The 23,059-nt window shown below is 37.8% G+C and carries 22 protein-coding genes and 1 tRNA gene; 14 read left to right on the forward strand and 9 right to left on the reverse strand.

From position 1 onward, the window contains the following. Positions 1-76: 76 nt before the first annotated feature. The 5 genes from ppsA to H9L23_RS19920 form a co-directional block, all read right to left on the reverse strand. Positions 77-2,698, reverse strand: coding sequence for a phosphoenolpyruvate synthase (gene ppsA / locus H9L23_RS19900; protein ID WP_187591978.1), 2,622 nt, complete (start codon positions 2,696-2,698; stop codon positions 77-79). A gap of 303 nt (positions 2,699-3,001) precedes the next feature. Then, a tRNA-Ser gene (locus H9L23_RS19905) sits at positions 3,002-3,089 on the reverse strand. A gap of 2 nt (positions 3,090-3,091) precedes the next feature. Then, positions 3,092-3,334, reverse strand: coding sequence for a GIY-YIG nuclease family protein (locus H9L23_RS19910; protein ID WP_187591979.1), 243 nt, complete (start codon positions 3,332-3,334; stop codon positions 3,092-3,094). Between the two features lie 194 nt (positions 3,335-3,528). Then, the gene (gene pyk / locus H9L23_RS19915; protein ID WP_187591980.1) at positions 3,529-4,959 is read right to left on the reverse strand and encodes a pyruvate kinase; all 1,431 of its coding nucleotides are present in this window, start codon (positions 4,957-4,959) and stop codon (positions 3,529-3,531) included. 152 nt (positions 4,960-5,111) lie between these two features. Beyond that, positions 5,112-5,531 carry an IPExxxVDY family protein gene (locus H9L23_RS19920; protein WP_025145351.1) on the reverse strand — a complete coding sequence of 140 codons (420 nt, stop codon included), beginning with the start codon at positions 5,529-5,531 and terminating at the stop codon, positions 5,112-5,114. Between the two features lie 158 nt (positions 5,532-5,689). Here H9L23_RS19920 and H9L23_RS19925 point away from each other — a divergent pair, with 158 nt between their 5' ends. The 3 genes from H9L23_RS19925 to rnc all read left to right on the forward strand — a co-directional run bounded on the left by H9L23_RS19925 (position 5,690) and on the right by rnc (position 8,025). Beyond that, positions 5,690-5,926: an acyl carrier protein gene (locus H9L23_RS19925; RefSeq protein WP_008508386.1), complete on the forward strand. Its 237-nt coding sequence runs from the start codon at positions 5,690-5,692 to the stop codon at positions 5,924-5,926. 21 nt (positions 5,927-5,947) lie between these two features. Beyond that, positions 5,948-7,201, forward strand: coding sequence for a beta-ketoacyl-ACP synthase II (fabF, locus tag H9L23_RS19930; RefSeq protein ID WP_025145352.1), 1,254 nt, complete (start codon positions 5,948-5,950; stop codon positions 7,199-7,201). A 95-nt stretch (positions 7,202-7,296) separates the two neighbouring features. Beyond that, entirely contained in the window at positions 7,297-8,025 is a 729-nt protein-coding gene (rnc, locus tag H9L23_RS19935; RefSeq protein ID WP_187591981.1) for a ribonuclease III, read from the forward strand. Between the two features lie 315 nt (positions 8,026-8,340). Here the strand turns inward: rnc and H9L23_RS19940 are convergent, their stop codons facing one another. From H9L23_RS19940 to H9L23_RS19950, 3 genes are read right to left on the reverse strand one after another with little or no spacing between them, the layout of a single operon-like run. Beyond that, complete coding sequence (locus H9L23_RS19940) at positions 8,341-9,051, reverse strand: hypothetical protein (RefSeq protein WP_187591982.1); 711 nt, start codon at positions 9,049-9,051, stop codon at positions 8,341-8,343. Between the two features lie 7 nt (positions 9,052-9,058). Continuing rightward, positions 9,059-9,775 (reverse strand): hypothetical protein, encoded by a 717-nt coding sequence (locus tag H9L23_RS19945; RefSeq protein ID WP_187591983.1) that lies wholly within the window; start codon positions 9,773-9,775, stop codon positions 9,059-9,061. Positions 9,776-9,779: 4 nt separating this feature from the next. Continuing rightward, positions 9,780-10,493 carry a hypothetical protein gene (locus tag H9L23_RS19950; protein ID WP_187591984.1) on the reverse strand — a complete coding sequence of 238 codons (714 nt, stop codon included), beginning with the start codon at positions 10,491-10,493 and terminating at the stop codon, positions 9,780-9,782. Between the two features lie 70 nt (positions 10,494-10,563). Here H9L23_RS19950 and H9L23_RS19955 point away from each other — a divergent pair, with 70 nt between their 5' ends. From H9L23_RS19955 to H9L23_RS19985, 7 genes are all read left to right on the forward strand, one after another. Next, positions 10,564-11,292, forward strand: a complete 729-nt coding sequence (locus H9L23_RS19955) for a lysophospholipid acyltransferase family protein (RefSeq protein ID WP_187591985.1) — start codon at positions 10,564-10,566, stop codon at positions 11,290-11,292. A gap of 367 nt (positions 11,293-11,659) precedes the next feature. Continuing rightward, positions 11,660-12,523, forward strand: a complete 864-nt coding sequence (locus H9L23_RS19960) for a YicC/YloC family endoribonuclease (RefSeq protein ID WP_187595537.1) — start codon at positions 11,660-11,662, stop codon at positions 12,521-12,523. Positions 12,524-12,602: 79 nt separating this feature from the next. Then, on the forward strand, positions 12,603-13,169 hold the full coding sequence (gene gmk / locus H9L23_RS19965) for a guanylate kinase (protein ID WP_187591986.1): 567 nt from the start codon (positions 12,603-12,605) through the stop codon (positions 13,167-13,169). A 36-nt stretch (positions 13,170-13,205) separates the two neighbouring features. After that, a complete protein-coding gene (gene vapB / locus H9L23_RS19970; protein WP_187591987.1) occupies positions 13,206-13,397 on the forward strand; it encodes a type II toxin-antitoxin system VapB family antitoxin in 192 nt (63 codons plus the stop codon). Between the two features lie 136 nt (positions 13,398-13,533). Further along, the gene (nadD, locus tag H9L23_RS19975) at positions 13,534-14,106 is read left to right on the forward strand and encodes a nicotinate (nicotinamide) nucleotide adenylyltransferase (protein WP_187591988.1); all 573 of its coding nucleotides are present in this window, start codon (positions 13,534-13,536) and stop codon (positions 14,104-14,106) included. Positions 14,107-14,197: 91 nt separating this feature from the next. Further along, complete coding sequence (locus H9L23_RS19980) at positions 14,198-15,931, forward strand: glycoside hydrolase family 3 protein (RefSeq protein ID WP_187591989.1); 1,734 nt, start codon at positions 14,198-14,200, stop codon at positions 15,929-15,931. Between the two features lie 129 nt (positions 15,932-16,060). Beyond that, positions 16,061-16,270: a hypothetical protein gene (locus tag H9L23_RS19985; RefSeq protein ID WP_187591990.1), complete on the forward strand. Its 210-nt coding sequence runs from the start codon at positions 16,061-16,063 to the stop codon at positions 16,268-16,270. Between the two features lie 87 nt (positions 16,271-16,357). Here the strand turns inward: H9L23_RS19985 and H9L23_RS19990 are convergent, their stop codons facing one another. Continuing rightward, the gene (locus tag H9L23_RS19990; RefSeq protein ID WP_187591991.1) at positions 16,358-16,891 is read right to left on the reverse strand and encodes a thioredoxin family protein; all 534 of its coding nucleotides are present in this window, start codon (positions 16,889-16,891) and stop codon (positions 16,358-16,360) included. Positions 16,892-17,162: 271 nt separating this feature from the next. Between H9L23_RS19990 and H9L23_RS19995 the strand changes: the two genes are divergently transcribed. The 4 genes from H9L23_RS19995 to H9L23_RS20010 all read left to right on the forward strand — a co-directional run bounded on the left by H9L23_RS19995 (position 17,163) and on the right by H9L23_RS20010 (position 23,059). Beyond that, positions 17,163-17,819, forward strand: a complete 657-nt coding sequence (locus H9L23_RS19995; RefSeq protein WP_187591992.1) for a TatD family hydrolase — start codon at positions 17,163-17,165, stop codon at positions 17,817-17,819. Positions 17,820-17,959: 140 nt separating this feature from the next. Then, positions 17,960-18,961, forward strand: a complete 1,002-nt coding sequence (locus H9L23_RS20000) for a PDDEXK nuclease domain-containing protein (RefSeq protein ID WP_187591993.1) — start codon at positions 17,960-17,962, stop codon at positions 18,959-18,961. An 8-nt stretch (positions 18,962-18,969) separates the two neighbouring features. Continuing rightward, on the forward strand, positions 18,970-19,764 hold the full coding sequence (locus H9L23_RS20005) for a tRNA threonylcarbamoyladenosine dehydratase (RefSeq protein WP_187591994.1): 795 nt from the start codon (positions 18,970-18,972) through the stop codon (positions 19,762-19,764). Positions 19,765-19,840: 76 nt separating this feature from the next. Then, positions 19,841-23,059: a UvrD-helicase domain-containing protein gene (locus H9L23_RS20010; RefSeq protein WP_187591995.1), complete on the forward strand. Its 3,219-nt coding sequence runs from the start codon at positions 19,841-19,843 to the stop codon at positions 23,057-23,059.

A 23,059-nucleotide genomic window follows, 5' to 3' on the forward strand; every position in this document is an offset into this window, starting at 1 on the left:
AGTACTAGCTATATTTCATTGCGCCTTAACTCTCCATTTCCCCGACCCCGGACTTCCGACTAAATCCTATTGTCTATCAACTTTCCAGTATCTCCACATATCCATCTGTTCCATTAACCCTGATCCGTTGCCCATCTTTGATCAGTCTGGTTGCATTTTCTACACCAACAACTGCTGGTAAACCATATTCGCGTGCAATAACGGCTCCATGAGTCATCAGGCCTCCAACTTCGGTAATCAGACCTTTAATAGATACAAACAACGGGGTCCAGCTGGGATCAGTAAAGGTGGTTACCAATATATCTCCATTTTCCAGATCAGCATCTTCTATATTTAAAATTACACGTGCCCGTCCCTCTATCACGCCAGTAGAAACGGCTAAACCTACAATAGCACCTGTTGGAAGATTTTCATGTTTGTATCTACCTGATACAATTTCTCCATCGGAAGTGATTACACGCGGCGGATTAAGCTTTTCAAACAACCGATGTTCTTCCTTTCGCTGAGCGATAAGTTTTGCATTCAGTTTATGGGTTCTTACAACTTCCTTCAGTTCATCAAACGTGAGGTAATAAATTGCTTCTTTTTCATCAATTACCCTGGCTTCTAATAGTTTTTCAGCCTCTTTTATCAAGGCTTCTTTATAAACATAAAAACGGCTAACAATTCCATATTTTGGATATTCGCGATAACCGGCAAAATTGCGAAGCAGGCTGATCATTTCTTTTGTTTCCCTGATTTTTTGTTCAGCTTCTGGTAAAAACGCGAGCCTATCCAATAGTTCATTTTCCTTTTTCAGAGCTTGGGATCTTCCGTGATCAAATTTCAGCTTTCCGGCATTTGGTTCAAAGTTTTTGATATTACTAAGGATGATCGGAATCAATATAGATGGCTTTTCGCTCCAACGTGTATTTGTAATATCAATTTCGCCCGCACAGCGCATTCCATACCTGTTTAGGTAGCCATCAATAGCACTCTTAGCTAATGCTCCACTCTGGAAATGAAGCAGTTGATCCAAAAAATGATCGTCTTTAACTTCTTGTAAATAATTGATGACTTCAGGATAAGGACGGATAGCATCTGCCACATCCAACAATGCCAAACCCATTTCGGAAGTGATATTATTTGATACGGATTGAGAAAGTACATCTGCTACGTTTTTTTCATCCAGCCATTCGCCCATTTTTTCATTGATCCAGGATGCAGCGTTCATTGCAGCGATGATTACATTGATATGTTTCGAATCAAATGTCATCTTCTTCGATAGCTCAATGTCTTCCAGAATAAAATCAAATAGCGCTGGTCCTGATTTCATTTGGATATTTTGTTTTAATATTTCTATCGATGCTTCACTATGTTTGATTAACTCAAAAACAATATCGGGGTCGTTTCCTACCTGTGCCAAAATATCAGCAGCAGATAAACCTTTGGTGCTTTTAACAATTAACGGGCTTTCCCCTTCATCCGGCAGCAATTTTATAAAGTCTGCCCGCTCCGTTATGGTAATCAACGCGTCTTTGATTAGCGGATCATGCTGCCCCATGGCTTCCAGTAAGTTTTTTCTTCCTGTAGGGGTAATCAGGCTATCCATTACATCTACAAATAATCGTCCACCGGCTTTAAACATGGGCCGGGCGGCTCTCAACTGCCATAAAGATAGTCCAAGAGGCTTCATAGGGTCGGTCATCATTTGCTGGTGACCAACAGAGATATAAACATGTTTTTCCTTATCGTCTGCCTCTGGTACAGGGTATAAGGTAGTAATTGGCCTGCTCTGCAAAATATAAAAGGCATCCCCTATACAGCACCATTCGATGTCCTGTGGACTACCAAAATGTGCTTCAATTTTTCTACCCAGCTTTTCCAGCTGTAAAATCTGTTCATCTGTAAGTGCGTGTCTATTCTGCTGCTCCTGCGAAAGTTTTTGTGATTTTGTCCCGCCGTCTTTTACAGACCAGATGGCCATTTTCTTAGTCGATATCTTTTTATCGGTAATTTTGCCAGCACAAACCTGATAGTTATCGGCATTTACCAAACCTGAAACCAAGGCCTCGCCTAAGCCAAAACTGGCATCAATGGATAATACTTTCCGGTTACCTGTAACAGGATCAGCCGTAAACATAATTCCGGCTGCTTCAGCGGAAATCATTTTTTGTACTACTACGGCAAGTTGAACCTTATGGTGATCAAAGCCATTTTGAATCCGGTAAACGATGGCACGATCGGTAAATAGAGAGGCCCAGCATTTACTGATATACTTGAAAATAGCCTGTTTACCAATAATATTCAAATAAGTATCCTGCTGCCCCGCAAATGATGCTGTAGGCAAATCTTCCGCTGTAGCGCTTGATCGGACTGCAAAAGCTTCATCATACTTGAAACGGCCAAGATAAGCCTCAATTTCTTTAGTAAGATAGTCAGGAATGGGTACATTTTCAATAGTGATCCGGATTATTTTACTGATTTCAGCAATGGCGATCCGGTCTTCAGCTTTAAGATCAGACAATTTTTCCAATAAAGTTTTAATTTCCTGATTGTTTTCTGTGATCTTTTTAAAGACTTCAGTAGTAACACAAAAACCATCAGGTACCGCTATGCCGTCAATTTTGGATAGTTCGCCTAAGTTGGCGCCTTTGCCACCAACTTTTAAAATACCTGACCTATCGATTTCATGAAAACCAATTACATATTCACTCATATTATTGCTGTTTTATCTGGTAGAAATCTGTTCCTATTAATCACTTTTTAAAAGAAACAAATCCAAAAATATAAGCTAAAAACCACGAAATCAACGTTTTTCAGGTATATTTTTCAAAACGCAATAATGGTTATAAGATCGGCGTTATCCTTACAACAAATGGGTTACAAAAAGTCGTTTTGGAGTGGGATTTTGACCAAAAAAGACCCAACTTATTTGTAGGGCTTCTTTCATTTTAAGACAGTGACTTAGTGAAAAATCCGGAAAACAAAAAACCCGACTATCATCGGGCTATGTTTTTACTGGCGGAGAGGGCGGGATTCGAACCCGCGGTACCTTGCAGTACACACGCTTTCCAAGCGTGCTCGATCGACCACTCTGACACCTCTCCGGTTATATAATTTTATTTTGTTTCAAATAAATGTAACCATTTACAGTTTTATAATATTGTTCTCTTTTAAAAGCCTCACTTCTTGAATTGAATTCTTCAAAAAAATGGATGGTTAAAGGCCGCCTAGCTTTTGTCGATTTCACATCTCCCCTATTATGTTTAATTAACCTGATTTCAAGGTTTTCAGTACTTCCATAATAGTACTTTCCATCTTTCTCGCTTTTTAAAATATAACTATAAAACATAATTAACCTTAATGCAAGTATACAAAGTTTAATTTAAGCAGTTACTGCTTTCCAGGCGTGCTCAATCGACACTCCCCATAGGGGTCCTTCGGACTGACAACTCTCCGGTTGGGATTGCGAATATATATTTTTTATTGATAAAAAAAATGCTCCAGGTTAAAACCAGGAGCATTTTTTAAAATATGTATTAGAAATTAATCTATAACCGTAATTTTTAACATATTGGTTTTTCCTTTTGCTTCCATCGGGATAGCAGCGGTATTGATTACGATGTCGCCCTGTTTAACCAATTTTTTGCTTTTTAAGAATTCGTTCACCTCAATGATGGTGTTATCGGTGCTTTCCCACTTATCGTAGTAAAAACCTCTAACGCCCCAAAGCAAACTTACTGCATTTAACAAAGCCCTGTTGCTGGTAAAAATGAAGGTTAAAGCTTCCGGACGGTGGCTCGAAATTTCGAAAGCAGTATAACCGCTCAAAGTCATCGATACAATACCTACAGCGTTGGTTTGTTTAGCTAAGAAACAAGCCGAATCGCAGATGGCATCACTTAAGAAAGATGGAGATTTTGGTTTTAAAAACTTATCAGGATTGAAAGGATAGTTGTTCTGCTCAATATTCTGGATAATTTTCTGCATCGTTTCGATAACAATCAGCGGAAATTCACCAACTGAAGTTTCTCCGCTCAACATCACCGCATCAGCACCGTCTAAAACAGAGTTTGCAACGTCGTTCACCTCAGCACGTGTTGGGCGAGGGGTAGTAATCATGCTTTCCAACATCTGTGTAGCTACGATTACAGGTTTAGAAGCTGCCCTACATTTGGCAACAATCATTTTCTGTAACAATGGTACTTCTTCCATCGGACATTCCACACCCAAATCACCACGGGCAACCATAATACCGTCGGTTACGGCAATAATTTCATCGATATTGGCAATAGCCTCAGGTTTTTCAATTTTAGCAATTACGCGGGCAGTTTTGCCACGCTCTGCAATAATTTTTTTAAGTTCGATAATATCTTCTGCCTTACGCACGAAAGATAAACCGATCCATTCTACATCATTTTCTAAAACAAATTCTAAATTTTCACGGTCTTCCGGTGTTAAAGAAGGGATAGAAACTTTAGTATTTGGAAGGTTTACACCTTTTCTTGAGGTTAAAATACCACCATGAACGATTTCGCAAACTACCTCATCTTTTAAATTAGTAGATAAAACTTTCATCTGCAGCTTTCCATCATCCAAAAGGATAATTTCGCCCGCCTGAACATCCTGAGGGAAGTTTTGGTAAGTGATATAAATGCGTTCTTCGTTACCAATACATTCATTGGTGGTAATTACGGTAGTTTTACCATTAATCAGGTTAATGCCACCTTCTTTTACCAAACCGATACGAATTTTAGGCCCCTGTAAATCGGCAAGAATACCTACATTATAATCGTATTTTTTGTTTAAATCGCGGATAGTATCCAAAACCGCCTGGTGATCTGCCTGAGATCCGTGTGAAAAGTTTAGGCGGCAAACATCCAACCCGGCATTAAACATACTATATAATACTTCTGGTTTTGCTGACGCAGGCCCAAGCGTGGCAACAATTTTAGTTCTCGAATGAAAAGGTTTCATTTAATTTAATTGATTTTTAGCAATGCAGTTTAAAGAAAGCATAATTATTATCTAAAATAATCAAACTGCATTAAATTTTATATATTTTGTTCTTTTGTTCTTCGTTTGTAACCGTCAAATATAGTGTATTTAATACACCAAGTATATAATTTTTATATTACCAAATTCTCCCTGTTCTTTAACTTGGTCGGATCTATTTTTGCAGCTACCTGTATATCAGGCAGTTTATTAAGACCATTAATCAGATAATCAAGATCCTCCTTATCAATAAATTCTTTAATTATAATAAAAAAATCTACTTTGTTCATCTCCGGAATCAGGAAACCATCGCTGCTTTTATTGCATATTAAGTAGTATTCTACCTCGCCTTGCTCCACAAAAAAGTAATATTTGGAGAAACTCCAGGCCGGTTCGTCAATATTAAAAAATATTTCGTGGTCTTCTATTTTTTCAAATTGTGTATTTAACCGGGTATTAATTTTGTGGCAAAGCACATAGTCTTTTAGGGGTGCTGTGATCGCAATTAGTATAAAATCAAGGTCTAAGGTAAGTTTTAGGTAAGTCTTATTCAAAGCGAAATAAATTATTTACAGAACGAAATTAAAAAACTAATTCTATATTCGCTGTGTTATTGAGATACCAAAATTACGTATCGAAATAAAAACATTTGAAAATTGTAAGAATTTATTTTTCTTTGCACAGAATTATTTAACCATTAAATTATAAAATTATGTCTGATATTGCTTCAAGAGTTAAGGCTATTATCGTAGAAAAACTAGGTGTTGACGAAAGCGAAGTTACGCCAGAGGCTTCATTCACCAACGATTTAGGTGCAGATTCTTTAGATACCGTAGAGTTGATTATGGAATTTGAAAAAGAATTCAATGTAGCTATTCCTGATGATCAGGCTGAAACCATCGGTACAGTTGGTCAAGCGATTGCTTATTTGGAAAAAAACGTTAAATAGAATTACGCTTTTTCAGTATAAATGGAATTAAAAAGAGTAGTAGTAACAGGGTTGGGTGCGCTCACTCCTATAGGCAATAATGTTCCTGATTTTTGGGAAGGATTGACTAACGGGGTGAGTGGCGCTGCTCCTATTAAGGGTTTTAACACTGAAAAGTTTAAAACCAAATTCGCTTGCGAGGTAAAAAACTTTAATCCGGAAGATTTTTTGGATAAAAAAGAAGCCCGTAAATTAGATCCGTTTGTACAATATGCTCTTGTATCAACAGAGGAAGCGGTGAAGGACGGTGGTTTTGATTTTGAAAAATTAGATACCAACCGGATCGGCGTAATCTGGGGTGCGGGCATAGGTGGATTAAAAACTTTCCTCGATGAAATTTCAAATTTCGCCAAAGGAGATGGTACGCCAAGGTACAATCCATTTTTTATTCCTAAAATGATTGTAGATATTGCTCCAGGGCATATCTCGATCAAATACGGCTTACGTGGGCCGAATTTTGCAACTGTTTCGGCATGTGCTTCTTCTACAAACGCTATGATTGATGCATTTAACTATATCCGCCTGGGTATGGCAGATGTAATCATCAGCGGAGGTTCTGAAGCAATTATTAACGAAGCAGGGATGGGTGGTTTTAACGCCATGCATGCATTATCAACACGTAACGATGATCCGGCAACGGCCTCACGTCCTTTTGATAAAGACCGCGATGGATTTGTAGCTGGTGAAGGTGCAGGAACCATTATTTTAGAAGAACTTGAACATGCAAAGGCAAGGGGTGCAAAAATTTATGCAGAACTTGTTGGCGGTGGAATGAGTGCTGATGCTAATCACATCACAGCACCACATCCTGAAGGTTTGGGCGCTAGAATGGTAATGACCAATGCACTAAAAGATGCTGGTTTAACAACTGCTGATATAGATTATATCAATGTTCATGGTACTTCTACCCCATTGGGAGATATTAGTGAAACTAAGGCCATTGGTACATTGTTTGGTGAAGATGCTTATCGTTTAAACATCAGTTCAACCAAATCGATGACTGGTCACCTTTTGGGTGCAGCCGGAGCTATTGAAGCTATTGCAGCAATTCTTTCTGTTAAAAATGATATTGTTCCTCCAACAATTAATCACTTTACAGATGATCCTGCATTTGACCCTAAATTGAATTTTACTTTCAATAAAGCTCAAAAACGTACCGTTAGGGCTGCTTTAAGTAATACATTCGGTTTTGGTGGCCATAACGCTTCTGTGATTTTCAAGAAATACGAAGATTAATTTAAAACAGCGCTGCTATATAATTTTGTATGCTAATTAAAAATAGATAACTTAGTTAAATATGCTAATTAGCCGTTAATTGTGTTATTTATTTAATGCCGATCTTAAAATTATATAAACTTTATCTCTCTCCCGAAAAGGAGTTTGTTAAAAAGCTGAAAAACATTTTAGGCTTTGTTCCTGGGAATGTTACGCTTTATAAAATGGCGTTCAGGCACCGTTCTGTAGCAAAAGTTTTAAAAAACGGAAGCAGAAGCAGCAACGAGCGCTTAGAATTTCTTGGAGATGCTGTTCTGGGCTCGGTTATAGCCGAGCTGCTTTTTAAACATTATCCGTACAAAGAAGAAGGTTTCCTGACCGAAATGCGTTCAAAAATCGTAAACCGCGCCAATTTAAATCAATTGGCGAAAAAAATCGGTTTCGATAAGCTTATCCAGTTCGATCAGCGCTCGGTGAGTATACAAACCAAACACAATTCGATGTTGGGCGATGCTTTTGAAGCCATTATAGGTGCCATTTATATGGACAAAGGCTACAATTTTACCAAAGAATTTTTGTTGCGCAGAATCGTAAAACCACATATCGATATCCACACCTTAGAGCTTACTGAAACCAATTTCAAAAGTAAACTGATTGAATGGTGCCAACGCCATGGTAAGGACGTTATGTTCGAACTGGCAGAAAACGGTGAAGGCGAAAGCGCAAAACTATTTACCATCAGTGCCGTAGTAGAAGGCGAAAAAGTAGGCACCGGAAGAGATTACAACAAGAAAAACGCAGAAAAATTAGCGGCAGAGAAGGCTTGTGAAGCGTTGAGTATTTAGTTCACTGGTTCAATAGTCATTTGTTTTATTGGGGGCATTGGGTTAACTGTAAAAACTGGTTAATCGGTTAACTACTAATTGGTTCATTTGCCATTAGTTCATTAGGTTAATTGTATAACTGGTTAATTGGTTAACTTAAATAAAATTGTTAACTCCTAATGCTTAATAGTTAGGATTGTTAGGAATATCGATTAATTGTCGGTATGGTTTAAAACTTCAGACCTCCGACCCTGGACTTCAGACTTTAGAATCTGCGACCAAAACTCTCAACTCCAAACAGACTCAAGCCTACGGACTAAGGACTCCCGACTAAACCTACTTTCCTTTCCCCAGCGTATCGGTAAACTTCTTCGAAGATTCTTTGATGTATTTAATGTAATCGTAACTGTTCCAGTATTGGGCCTTATCAAATTCAGGGCGACAGTTTAGCATGTATTTTTCTAAAGTATCGCCTCTTAACTCAGTATTGTTTTTTATGATGCTCTGGTTGAAATATACATCGATCTGTGACTGTTTAATCTCGTTATCAGCATATCGGCCAAATCTTCGTGCATTTTTCGGATCTGTGCCGAATAAATTATACAATGCGTTTAAAGGACTGAATATAGCTGATAAAACTGTTGTTTTACCGCCATTGTACACACCCTTATTTTTAAATTCACGCTTAATATCGTCCAGATCCTGCTTTTTTGTATTTCCTACAATCGTTACATCAGCCAGCGTAGTGCTTCCCCTAACCAGGTAAATGACCAGGTCCTTTTCGCTGTTTACCACTACGCGTTGATCGATCAGGTCGCGCTTAATAACTAAAAGCGTGTCACCAATTTTAGCTTTAAGCTGGAACATGCCGATATCATTACTGCCCACCCCAATTCCGGTACGCAGGTTAGTAATTTCTGATAAGGCAATCCTGATATTTGAGCCTTTTTCGATAACCACGCCTCTGATAATAAATTCTTGTGCCTTTGCGAAAAAGCCAATTGAAGTAAGAACGAAAAGTATGATGACAAATTTTAAATTTTTCATTGTGTAGCTAATTTGTGTGCTTCAGGGTATCGGTATATTGTTTGGCCGATTCCCTGATGTATTTAACAGCATCGTAATTGTTCCAGTTACTCACCATGCTGCGGGTTGGGTAATAATCGAGCAAAAATTTGTCGAGGTCTTTCCCTTTTAATGTGGTATTATTCGAAACCAGGCTTTTATTGAAGAATTTATCTACTTCCATTAGGCCTAATTCCTTTTTGTAATAACGGTTAAAGTTACGTGCCCTGGCCGGTGTTTTCCCAAATAATTCGTAGAAAAATGTTATTGGACTGCCACCAAAGGGAATTAATAAAACCAATGGCGGTTTGCCTTCAAAAAATGATCCATTTCTTTTAACGTCGCGCTTAACACTTTCCATCTCCTGCTTTTTAGTCTGGCCTTTAACCGTTACTTCTTCGAGCATGGTACTTCCCCTTTGTAAATATACCACCAGATCATCATCGGTATTGATCACCAATTTCTGATCGGTTAAATTTTTCTTTATAATCAACAAAGTATCGCCAATTTTGGCTTTTAGCTGAAATATTCCAATATCGTTACTGCTAGCACCCATTTTACTGCGTAAATTGGTTATCGCAGCTAAAGCAACACGCACATTAGAACCTTTTTCTATCACCACACCTTTCAATACAAAATCCTGGGCTTTAATTTTTAAGCCTTGCATTAAGATGATGAGTAACAGAATAGCTTTTAAAGGTTTCATTTTATTATAATGAGGTATTTAGAGTATCTAAATACTGTTTTGCAGATTTTTTGATGTAATCAGCGGCATCATAGGTGTTCCAGTTTTTAATCTGTTTATGTTTCGGTCTATAATCCAACATAAACTTATCCATTTGCTTTCCTGTTAAACTGGTGTTATTTTTAACCAGGCTAACATTAAAAAACCGGTCAATTTCCAACTCTTTTGTCTCGTTATCATAATAACGGTCAAAACGTTTTGAATTTTTTCGTTCTGCGCTAAACAGTTCCATTATTGCGGCCAATGGGTAACGCACATAATAAAGCGGGTTTCTCTTTTTACCATAAAAATAAGTTTTCTTACGGTGCTCTAACCTAACAGCCGATAGGTTTTGTTGTTTGTTTTCCGCCTTAATTGTTACATCATCAAGCAGCATATCTGCCCTAACCAGGTTAATAACAAGATCCTGATTGCCAGGCACCACCACATAAATATTATCGAAATGCCTTTTGGTAATCAATAGAGTATCGCCGGCTTTGGCTTTCACCTGAAAGAAACCCATATCGTTACTTCCTACCGCCTGTTTATTATTAATATTGGTTACCACAGCCAATGCAATACGGATTTGGGTTCCTTTTTCTAAAATAACTCCTTTTGCTGTTGTAATTTGAGCGAGCGTTTTTTTAGGCAAAATGAACAATAGCAATGAAAGTGATAACATGATCAAAAATGCTTTCATATCTATAAGATATTTTTTGTAAAATTAACATTTGTTAACCTTGCAAACTGTTAAAGAAACGTTAATCCCTATGAGAAAACTATTGGGTGGATTTTATTTACTGTATTCAGCAATAATATTCTTTCTGATCATGCTCGTAGTTTGTCCTTTTATCATTATCAGTATGGGTATTTTTAACGAGAAAACCGGAAGAAAAATCGCTTTCTATTTTTTAAAATGCTGGGCATGGGGTTTTAGCCTGTTAACTTTCCTGTGGTTTTCGGCAGGGGGAACTAAGATTGATACCTCCAGATCGTATATCTATGTGGGTAACCATAGTTCTTTTTTAGATGCTTTAGCCATTGTAATCTGCATTCCACAGGCTTTTAGTCCGCTGGGGAAGATAGAAATGCTTAAAATTCCGGTATTTGGATGGATTTACAAACGTTTGGTGGTGATGATTGACCGCAGCAGCAGGGAAAGCCGTGACCATTCGGTAGCTGAACTGAGAAAAGATCTGGCCGATGGTCAATCAATTTTGATTTTTCCTGAAGGCACAATGAATAAATCTAAGCTACCTTTAAATCCATTTTATGATGGGGCATTCCGTTTGGCGATAGAGACACAAACACCTATTTTACCTTTTGCGATATTGAACAGCCGAGCACATTTACCAAGAACAGATCCGTTATTATTGAAGCCCGGATTGATTAAAACAGTATTTGGCGAAGCAATCGAGGTGAAGGGTTTGGTAGCAGAGGATTTGGAAGAATTGAAAGCAAAATCTTTTCAGGCCATTTTAGGAATGCTGGAAAAATAGCATCATTCATTATTAGGAAATAAGGGATCCAGCTCTTTTGGCTAAACCTGTCCTGCTGTCCGTTTTATCCCGATGAAAAATCGGGGATGCTCACTCCCATCAGGTTTAAACACTTCGGTACGCACCCTGTGGGGATCAGACCCAAGCCAAAAGCTACCCCACTTTTGTATATAAACCCGGTTGAAACGGACATCCCGATTTTTCATCGGGATAAAGTGTAAAACGGGACTGCAATCCCCGAAGAAATACTGTACGCTGATTTTCTAATTATAAAGCTTTTTATCCGACAAGCTATAACTCTGGGCTCCTTGACCATTATTATTTCTCCTTTCGGCTTAAAACCCTATCTTTGCGCATGATAAAATCCATGACAGGATACGGCTTAGCAACAGCCGATTATGCAAATGCAAAGTATAGTGTCGAAATCAAATCGCTCAACAGTAAATTCCTTGAGCTGAATTTAAAATATCCTAAAGCTTTTTCTGATAAAGAACTGATCTTGCGCAACATCTGCAGCAAAGACATCGAACGTGGAAAGGTAAGTTTAAGCATCAATGTAGAACGCACCAACGGTGAAGTTACAGGCGCAACCATTAATACTGCACTGTTAACTCACTATTACAAACAACTTATTGCTGTTAATGAAGAATTAGGTGCTGAAAGTAGCAACTTATTGCAAACTGCATTAACCTTCCCTGATGTAATCAGTTATAAGGAAGAAAGTGTGAGTGAGGATGAGTGGAATCATTTATTCCAGATTTTTACCTCGGCTTTGGCTAATTTCAATAAATTTAGAGAAGATGAAGGCTCGGTTTTAAAGGCCGACTTGGAACTGAGGATTAAAAACATCCTTTCTTATTTTAAATCTGTTGAGGAGCTTGAACCTAAAAGGATTTCGGCTATCCGCGATAAATTTACTCAGTTTTTAGATGATGCCGTGGGTAAAGTAAATATCGATCAGAACCGTTTTGAGCAGGAATTGATCTATTACATCGATAAAATCGACATCACAGAAGAAAAAACACGTTTAAAAAGCCACTGCGATTATTTCTTGCAAACTTTGGCAAGCAAAGAGGCAAATGGTAAAAAAATGGGCTTCATCTCTCAGGAAATTGGCCGGGAAATTAATACCATGGGTGCAAAAGCAAATGATGCCCAGATGCAACAGTTTGTTGTGGGTATGAAAGAAGAATTAGAAAAGATAAAAGAACAGTTACTGAATGTGTTGTAAGGTTGAAATGTTGTAAAGTTGCAATTTTACATGCAACCTTCCAATCTTTAACTTTCCAACCTTCCAACATTTTTAAAGCATGCAAGGCAAATTAATCATATTTTCGGCACCGTCAGGAGCAGGTAAAACCACTATAGTACATCATTTATTAAAAAAGTTTCCTGAACTGAGCTTTTCTATTTCTGCCACAACACGCGAGTCGAGAGGTACTGAACAACATGAAAACGATTACTATTTTATCAGTAAGGAAGAGTTTTTACACAAAGTTGCCCATCAGGAATTCGTAGAGTTTGAAGAGGTTTACAACGGAACTTTTTATGGCACTTTACGTTCAGAAATCGAACGCATCTGGAATGATGGTAAACATGTAATTTTCGATATTGATGTAGAAGGCGGGATCCGTTTGAAAAGAAAATACGAAGAAGATGCACTGGCTATTTTTGTACAGCCGCCATCTTTAGAGGTATTAAAAGAACGTTTAAGCGGCCGCGGTACCGACAGCGTTGAAAAATTACAGGAGCGTTTTATCAAAGCGGAGAAAGAATTGCTTTATGCCGATAAATTTGATGTGATTTTAAAAAATTACGATCTGGCGACAGCCTGCGCAGAAGCAGAAAAATTGGTGGGGGATTTTTTGAAAAAATAGTTTTCTTAAGAGCGCAGAAATCTTTATATTTGATTGATGACTGATATTCAATTATATAGCCAAATATCTTCATTGCCTTCAGACCTGAAGAAGCAAGTGTCTGATTTTGTCTCATCCCTAAAGAAAAAATCGAAAGCCAGTAAAAAACTGAAAGAAAGACAATTTGGCTATGCCAAAGATTTCTTTAAAATGACTGCTGATTTTGATGAACCATTAAATTTGATTTAAAAATAAATCCGTCATTGCGAACTGCAGCGATGGAAAAGCGCAAAAGGGTGAAGCAATCTTTTTTGGCAGATTAGATTGCTTCGGCTCCCTCAGTCCAGCCTCGCAATGACGACTAATAGATACTGAAAACGACAAAATGAAAACTGGTCTTTTCTTCGGTTCGTATAACCCCATCCATACCGGACATTTAATTATTGCCAATTATATGGCTAATCATACCGAACTTGATGAAGTATGGTTAGTGGTTTCTCCACACAATCCTTTAAAAGAGAAAAGTGGTTTAACCAATATGTACGATCGTTTGGAAATGGCCAAACTGGCTACCGAAAATGCAGAGCATATCCGCGTGAGTGATATTGAATTTGCATTGCCGCAGCCTTCGTATACCATTGATACTTTAACTTATCTCCACGAAAAATACCCTGAAAAAGAATTTGTACTGATCATGGGCGCTGATAACCTGGTTTCATTTAAAAAATGGAAAAACTACGAGGTGCTCTTAAAAAACTATCAGATTTATGTGTACCCACGTCCTGGAGCAGATGTTAGCGAGTGGGAAAACCAGCCCGCAATTACTTTTACCAATACCCCTTTAATGGAAATATCCTCCACTTTTATCCGCAAGGCCATAAAGGAGAAAAAAAATGTTCAGTTTTTCCTTCCTGATAAGGTGATCGACTTCATAGAGGGTAAAGGGATGTATAGATAGGATCAAATCTTTGCTGCCATAAATCAACAGGTTTACAACAAATTGTATTAAATCGATTACTTGGATTGGTTTTTGTTTAATTAGCCTTTAGATGATTAATTTAGCAGCTGATACAACAAAACACGTGAGAAGAAATTTATTTATACTGATTGCCCTCTGCGGCACTGCATTTTCTGTAAGTGCACAACAAAAAACCTATTTAGAATTACTGGCCAACCAACCAAAATGGGTGGATTCGGTTTTTAACAGACTTAACCGCCGAGAACGTATTGCACAGCTATTTTTTGTGCGGGCGCATACCAATCTGGGTAAAAAATACACCGATTCAGTTGGTCAGGTGATTAAAAAAGAACAATTGGGTGGCGTAATCTTTTTTCAGGGAGGCCCAGGCAGGCAGGTTGTAGCGACTAATGCTTATCAAAAACTGAGCAGGGTTCCATTAATTGTGGCAAACGATGGTGAATGGGGTTTGGGTATGCGTTTGGACAGTACCATTTCCTATCCTTATCAAATGACTTTGGGCGCCATTCAAAACAAAGAATTATTGTACAAAATGGGCCTTGAAGTGGCTAAAGATTACAAGCGTATGGGGATGCAGATGAATTTAGCTCCTGACGCCGATATCAATAACAACCCAAAAAATCCCGTAATCAATTACCGTTCTTTTGGCGAAAATAAATATAACGTAGCCACTAAAGTTGCCGCTTATATGAAAGGCATGCAGGATGGTGGTTTATTAACCACGTTGAAACATTTCCCTGGTCATGGCGATACTGATGTGGATTCGCATTATGATTTACCACAGCTTACTTTCTCTGCTACGCGGCTGGATACTTTAGAAATGTATCCTTTTAAAGAGCTGATCAAACAAGGCGCTTCGGGGGTAATGATTGCCCACATGAACATCCCATCGCTAGATGCTACACCAAACCTACCTTCTACCCTATCTAAACCGATTGTTACGGGCATTTTAAAGCAGAAATTAGGCTTTAAAGGTTTGATTATCTCTGATGCGATGGATATGAAAGGCGTTGTAAAATATTTCAAAGACGGTGAAGCCGATTTAATGGGCATCATTGCTGGAAATGATATTATTGAGCTATCTGAAAATAGCGACAGGGCCATTAAACTGGTGCGTAAAGCTGTAAGGCAGGATCGCGTGAGCATGGCCGAAATTGACCAAAGTGTGCGTAAGATTTTAACGGCAAAATACTGGGCAGGTTTGGCTAAACGCGATACGATTGTAACGCAGGGTGTTGTTGCAGGTGTAAACCGCACCGCTAGCAATGCATTGGTACAGGAACTGGCTAATGCATCGGTAACGCTGCTGAAAGGTAAAGATTATATCAAGCGCCTTATTCCGATCAGAAGAACGGCCATTATCAGCATCGGTGTACCTTCGGTTACCACTTTCCAAAAAGAGGTTTCGAAAGGATATTATAACTCTGTTTATTATGTGCTGGATAAAGATGCAAGCGCTGCACAGATTTCGAACATTGCCCGTGAAATCGGTGCTTTTGATCAGGTAATTGTGGGTATTCACGACAGTAGATCGCGCCCTGCTAATGGAATTCTCTTAAATGCTGGTGTAAAAAACTTTATTAAAGAATTATCTGCCAAGAATGCGGTTTTTGCGTTGTTTGCCAATCCATACAACCTGGCGAGTTTATCAGGTTTAGAAAACAGTAAAGGTTTAGTTATAGCTTATCAGAAAGAAGATTTTATGCAGATTTCTGCGGCGGCTGTGATCAATAACAGGTTGGTACCAACAGGTAAATTACCGGTGAGTGTGGCACCATTTTATAAATTTGGGGAAGGGTTATAAGTGTTAGCCACGGAGGCGAAGATTTACACGGAATATACTTTTCTTTGGTCTTTCTCCTTTAGTCTTTCAGCTTTTTCCTAAAACAATTTCACCTTCAAAACGATTATCTAATTATAAAATCCCAAAGTTATGATAGATCCAGAAGATGACAATTATTCAAACGATCCGAACGATGCTTTGCGCAGAGAAGACGACGTAGAAAATATCAATGAAATTAGTGGCGACGATACCAGTATTGAACATGATAAAGATTTACTGGAGCAGGCTGATGAAGCTTCAAGAGCCTCTTATGAATTAAACCTCGATGATGAGGTAGACGAAGATGAGCTAGACGATTAACAAAAAAGCCGTCCTGATTTAAAAATCAGGACGGCTTTCTTACTTTTTGGCTTCAGTTTTATTGTTCGCACTTAGGCCTTATATCCTTTATTTAGCTTTCGCTTTATAAGTTTCAGGATTTACTGCTGTAGTGGTCCAGCCTTTTAAAAATGAGGTAATTTTTTTAACGTCATGTCCGACTTTCTTTTTACCATTGGCAGCAACTTCATCCGTTTCTAAATAAGATGAATTTTCAATGTGTAATACTTTTCCTTTGCCGTCTAAAATTAAAAATACCGGAAAACCAAAACGTTGAGGATATCCTAAGCTAGCCAAAACACTTTCATTTTTATTCTCAGGACTATAATTAACCAAAACGGTTTCAAAATTATCGTTGATGTATTTTTTCAGTGTAGCGGTGCTATCAACTAAGTTATGGAACGCGATACACCAGGTGCACCAATTTCCTCCAACCTGTAATAAAACATGTTTATTTTCTTTAGCCGCTTTTGCAACAGCAGCAGCAATTTCTGCTTTGGCATCGGCCTGCGGGTTATAAATATGAATGCCTTCCTTTTTCGCCTGACTAAATGCCGTAGCCGAAATTAACACAGCAGTTAACAAAATGATTAATTTTTTCATGATTTTAAATGAATAATAATAGCAAATGTAATAAAGTCTAGTAATGTTATAGATGATTAGCAAATTCTTTACAGAGCGTAAACATTGGTCATTGGTCATTGGTCATTGGTCATTGGTCATTGGTCATTGGTCATTGGTCATTGGTCATTGGTCATTGGTCATTGGTCATTAATGGATTTGCACTTGGGAATAAGGTTTAATTGATTTCAGTTTATTTTCTATTATATCTTACATCCCACATGATCCATCAAAATATTATCTTTACCTCGCAATGGATTTCCTTGATATACATACCCATAAAGTTGCTACCCAGCCTGGGGTTATTAGCATTCAAAGTTTGTCCTTAACCAGCGATATCTTTTTAGCGATGCCTAAAACCAAGCCAATTTCGGTTGGGCTACATCCCTGGTTTGCTAAAATTGATCAGCTCGAACTGCAAATGAAATACCTAAGTGTTGTGGCCAATCAAACAAATGTAAAACAGATTGGTGAGTGTGGTTTAGACCGGCTTAGGGGTGAAAAACTGGAAAATCAACTCACTATTCTGGAAAAACAGATCGAACTGGCAGAAAAAATCAATAAACCCCTGATTTTACATTGCGTTAAATGCTTTTCAGAGTTGATTGCCATTAAACAACGATTAAAAGTTAAAGTACCCATGATTATCCATGGTTTTAACAAAAATGAGCAGCTTGGCAACCAGCTCTTGGATAAAGGCTTCCTCCTTTCTTTTGGAATAACGGCTTTAAAAGAAAATTCTGGCGCAGCTAAGCTGATTCAAAATACCGATCAATTTTTCCTGGAAACTGATGATGCTGATATTTCGATTGAAGAAATTTACCAGACCGCAGCCATTTTAAAAAAATGTACAGTTGATGAACTTAAAGCTCGTATTTTTGCTGACTGGAATAAATTGAATTTAATATAAAATTTCAATTAACCTCTTTAAAACTAATATTTTTAGAAAATTAGTATTAAAATCCTGAATACATAAAATATTATATTTGCTGGTCTTATTTTTGGAATTCTTGTACAAAGAAACCATTATAATTTCTATAAACTGAATTAATGCGACTGAAGAAAGAGCTTTTACAGCAAATCCAATCAATCATAATCTCTTCAAAAGAAAGAGCAATACGCTCTGTTGAAACAGAAAGGATGCTGATGTATTGGAAAATCGGTAAAGTTATTTTTGAAGAAGAACAAAAAGGTAAAGATAGGGCCGGCTATGGCGAATACCTTATTAAATCTATATCCGATGAGTTTCAGCCACAACTAGGAACGGGTTTTTCGATTCGCCAATTGGAGCGAAATAGACAGTTTTATCGTGCTTTTCCAATTGCGTCTGCACTGCGGACGCATTTCAGTTGGACACATTACAAAATATTGATAAGTATTGATAGTCAAGATAAAAAAGATTTCTACATTGCTGAGACTGAAAAAAATAACTGGTCGGCAAGACAATTAGAAAGACAAGTAAATAGCCAATTATTCGAACGCTTACTCTTGAGCAATGACATTGAATCAGTTTTAGCTATAGCTAGAGCAGAGAAACAGCCTACAGAACCAACACAGATTATTAAAGACCCAATGGTATTAGAATTTTTGGGCTTAAAAAAAGAAACAGCTTATTACGAAAAGGATTTAGAAACAGCGATCATTAGCCACCTACAAGATTTTTTGTTGGAAATTGGAAATGGTTTCTCGTTTGTGGCAAGACAGAAACGTATACACATTGATGGTGATGAATTTTTTATAGATCTTGTTTTTTACAATCGGCTCCTTCAGTGTTTTGTTATAATAGAAATTAAAACAACTAAACTGAGCCATCAAGATATGGGGCAATTGCAGATGTATGTAAATTATTACGACCGTTTTGAAAAACAAAGTTTCGAAAACCCAACTATTGGTATTTTACTATGCACGGACAAGAATGATGCGGTAGTGAAAATATCACTTCCAGAAAACAATAAAACTATTATTGCAAGCAAATATCAGCTTTATCTGCCTACAGAGCAGCAATTAATAGATGAAATGAAGAAAGAAATTGAAAAAGTAAGGAATTTATAAAAATTAATATGTCTGATGTTAGCTGGCTTTCGCGCTCTGCCCTCCTTGTTGGGAATGATGGAATAGATAAACTTCAATCGAAACACGTTTTGGTGATCGGATTGGGTGGTGTAGGCTCTTTTGCTGCCGAATTTATCTGCCGTTCAGGTATTGGCGAAATGACTATTGTTGATGGTGACGTGGTAGATCCAACCAACCGGAACAGGCAATTGCCAGCCCTGGCAACCAATCATGGTGTAAGTAAAGCGGAAATTATGCAGGAACGTTTACTGGCTATTAACCCTGAATTAAAACTTCATGTAGTAAATACCTTCTTAACACCCGAAAAGTGCAGGGAAATTTTAGAATCAAAATTCGACTACATTATGGATTGTATTGATAGTGTGATGCCTAAAATTACTTTGTTGGGAACTGCCTTAGAAAAAAACATCCCAATCGTGAGTTCGATGGGGGCAGGTGGTAAAATGGATCCAACACGATTGAGAATTACACTTCTTCCTGATACTTATCAATGTGTATTTGCAAGTTATGTGCGCAAAAGGTTGAATAAACTTCCTAATGCAGCAAAAATAAAAGCAGTTTTTTCTACAGAAGAAATGGATAAAAACTCCATGATCATGACTGATGGAAGTAATTTCAAACGTTCTGCTTATGGTACGGTTTCTTACCTTCCTGCGGCATTTGGCGGTGCATGCGCATCTGTGGTCATCCGCGATTTGCTTGGCCTGCCCATTGAAATGGCCGAACGTCCGGCAAGGATCAGTCATAAAACACTCAATAAAAGAAAAAACAAAAAAGCCTGATTGAGCTAAATTGTTAATATCATGATTTCGTGAAAATTTTAAATTGTTGTAAGTTTAAAATTCGAGAAATCACATTATGCCCCAACCCCTCAAAATTCTTCAGGCCTCCGCAGGTTCCGGTAAAACGTTCAGTTTAACTGCACATTACCTTACTTTGCTTTTTAGTGGCGACAATAAATACCGCGAAATTTTAGCGGTAACCTTTACCAACAAGGCCACCGAAGAAATGAAAACCAGAATTTTGGAGGTACTGCTTGGACTAGCAAAGGGAAATCCATCAAAAAAAATAGAAGATTATCGGAAACTCATTTTACTTGCCTATCCGATATTAAGTCCTCAGGAATTACAATTTAAAGCAGATAAGATTTACCGAAAGATTCTGCACGATTACAGCCGTTTTTCGGTAAGCACTATTGATGGTTTCGTACAGAAAGTGATCCGCGGCTTTGCATTTGAACTGGGACTTAACGCCGATTATAATTTAGAAATGAATTATGACAAGGTGAAAGATGATCTCGTAAACAAACTGGATGAAGCTTTAGATCATAATAAACAGCTTTTGCAATGGATAATCGATCTGGCCATCGAGCGCATCAGTGATAACAAAAGCTGGAATTATAAATTCGAACTCTATAACCTGATCGGCGAAATATTTTCTGAACGTTTCCAGATTTTTGAAGATGCGGTTAGTGCTTTAGGTTTAGAGAACATCGACGAATTATTTAAAAAATACATCAGTGTTACGAAGGCAGAAATCAAAAACTTTGAAGAGGAACTGGTTTCACTGGCAACCGAAGCAAACGAAGCCCTGAATGTAATCGGCGTAGAAACTGAGCACCTGAAAGGCAAATCACGTAGTCCGCTAGCCAAAATTATTTTAATCGCCAGAGGAGATTTTTCTAAAACAGAGCCCCTTTTCAATTTAATTGACGAGCCGGATGAGTGGTTTCAAAAAAATGCAAATTTCCCTGAAGCTTATGATACGGTAAATCCGATTCTTCAAAAATTAAAAAGCCATTACTTAACGCACTTACCTAATTATAGCCTTGCTATTGCTTTTAATAAAAACCTATATTATTTAAGGTTGATGCAGGAAATTGCCGTGTTATTAAAAGAATATAGGGCTGAAAACGATAACCTGCTGATCAGCGATGCACAAAAACTGATTTCGGGAATTACCGAAGATGCCGGGGATAATCCTTCTTTCATTTGGGAAAAAGTTGGCAACCGTTACCGCAATTTCTTGTTTGATGAATTTCAGGATACCTCTACCAGTCAGTGGGGAAGTTTTAAATCATTGTTGACCAATGCGATGGCCACACCAAGTCAGGATTTGATCGATCACCTGATTGTTGGCGATACTAAACAATCCATTTACCGCTGGCGCAATGGGGATTGGAACATCCTGCATAAACACGCCAAGCTTGATGTTGGTGCAGAAAATGTACTCGAAGAAAGTTTAGAAGAAAATTACCGCAGCGCAGAAAACATCATCACTTTTAATAATTTCCTTTACAAAGCCATTCCAATTACCTTGCAGAATGAGCTGAATGAAAATCTGGCTACCAAACCCGAAAGCATTTCCAAATGGTGGCAGGAACAGCATTACCAACAGATTATAACTGATATTTATAGCGGATCGACCCAAAATTTCGCCACAAATACGCTAAAAGGCGGAACCATAAAAATCAAAAAATTTGGTAAAGATCATGCCCCAAATGAAGCTCGCTTTACCGAAACTGTTTTTAGGGATATTGCCCTGGACGATCTTGTTGAAGAAATAAACCACCTCAAAAATGAGCAGCAATATGCGCTAAAAGATATTGCCATTTTGGTACGCTCCAACAGCGAAGCTTTATTAACCGTTAAAAAATTAATGGAGCACAAATTGCCTGTTTTGTCTGGCGATGCCTTATTAATTTCGAATAACTCAGCTATACAACTCATCATTAACACCTTAAAAGTACTGATCGGTTTAGAAACGCAAACGGCCCTATACAAAGCCAATTGTATTGCACTTTACCATTCTTTGCACGATAAAGAGATTGATGCCAATTATTACCTTAACCTCACCAATAAACCTTTAAGCACGCTTACCGCGGTTTTACCCGTTGCTTTGTGCGAAAACTGGCAAAGCTGGCTGCAGCTTCCGCTACCGGAATTGGTGGAGATTTTGATTGAAAGTTATGGTTTAAAAAACTTAACTGCCAACCTTCCTTATCTGTTAGCCTTTAGAGACCTGACCGCTTCTGCCGGAAAACTGGGTGAAAAAGGTATTATATCATTTTTAACCTGGTGGGAAGAAGACGGTATTAAAAAATCATTGCCTTCACCAGAAGGTGCCGATGCCATACAGATTATTACCATTCACAAATCAAAAGGTTTAGCATTCAGGGCTGTTTTTGTACCTTTTTGCAATTGGGAAATTAAAGGTAAACCCAATGGTACTTTCTGGGTTTCATCAGAAGAAACGGTTTATAAAGAATTAAAAGGTATTCCTTTAAAATACAATGAGGCATTAGCCGATTCTGCAATTGCGAAAGCTTATTACGAAGAGCTGCTTTATAATAATATGGATGCGCTGAACATGCTTTATGTGGCTACCACACGTTCTAAAGATTACCTCTACATTGCTACAATGGCCAAAAAGGAATTGAAATTATCCAATATGGGTGATGTAATCAATTTCACTTTTGATGAGCAGTTTGATGAAAACGGCGTGTACGAAATCGTTGACGATGTAACGGTTGAAAGTAAAGCTGAAGAATCGAATTTTATTAATTTAAATAGCTATCCAACTACAAACCGCTTATCTGAACTCTACGTGCCCTCCGCAGAAAAACATTTAAAACACCTGGTTAACATTGAAAAATCAGGGAGAAAAGGCTCCTTATTACACGATATCCTGGCCAGCGCCAGTAATACACAAGAAATAGAAGATTATGCGATAAACCTGGTTTTGCAGGGCATTATCAAAGAAGAAGAAAAACAGCAGTTAATCAATTCAGCACTTGAAGTGTTGAACAACCCAGAGCTCAAAGAAATTTTAGATAAAGCAAGTGAAAGCATTGTAGAAAAAAACATCATTGATGCCAATGGGAAACTACACCGTCCTGATCGGGTATTGATCAGCGCAGATGAAGTAATTATCCTCGATTATAAATTTACGTTGGAAGAAAGCGATAAACACATCGAACAGGTAAATAATTACAAAATATTACTTACTGAAATGGGTTATCAGAATATCAAAACCTATCTTTTCTACGCAGTTAAAGGCAAATTGAAATTAGTATAA

This window comes from Pedobacter roseus (genome assembly GCF_014395225.1).
Lineage (GTDB): Bacteria > Bacteroidota > Bacteroidia > Sphingobacteriales > Sphingobacteriaceae > Pedobacter > Pedobacter roseus.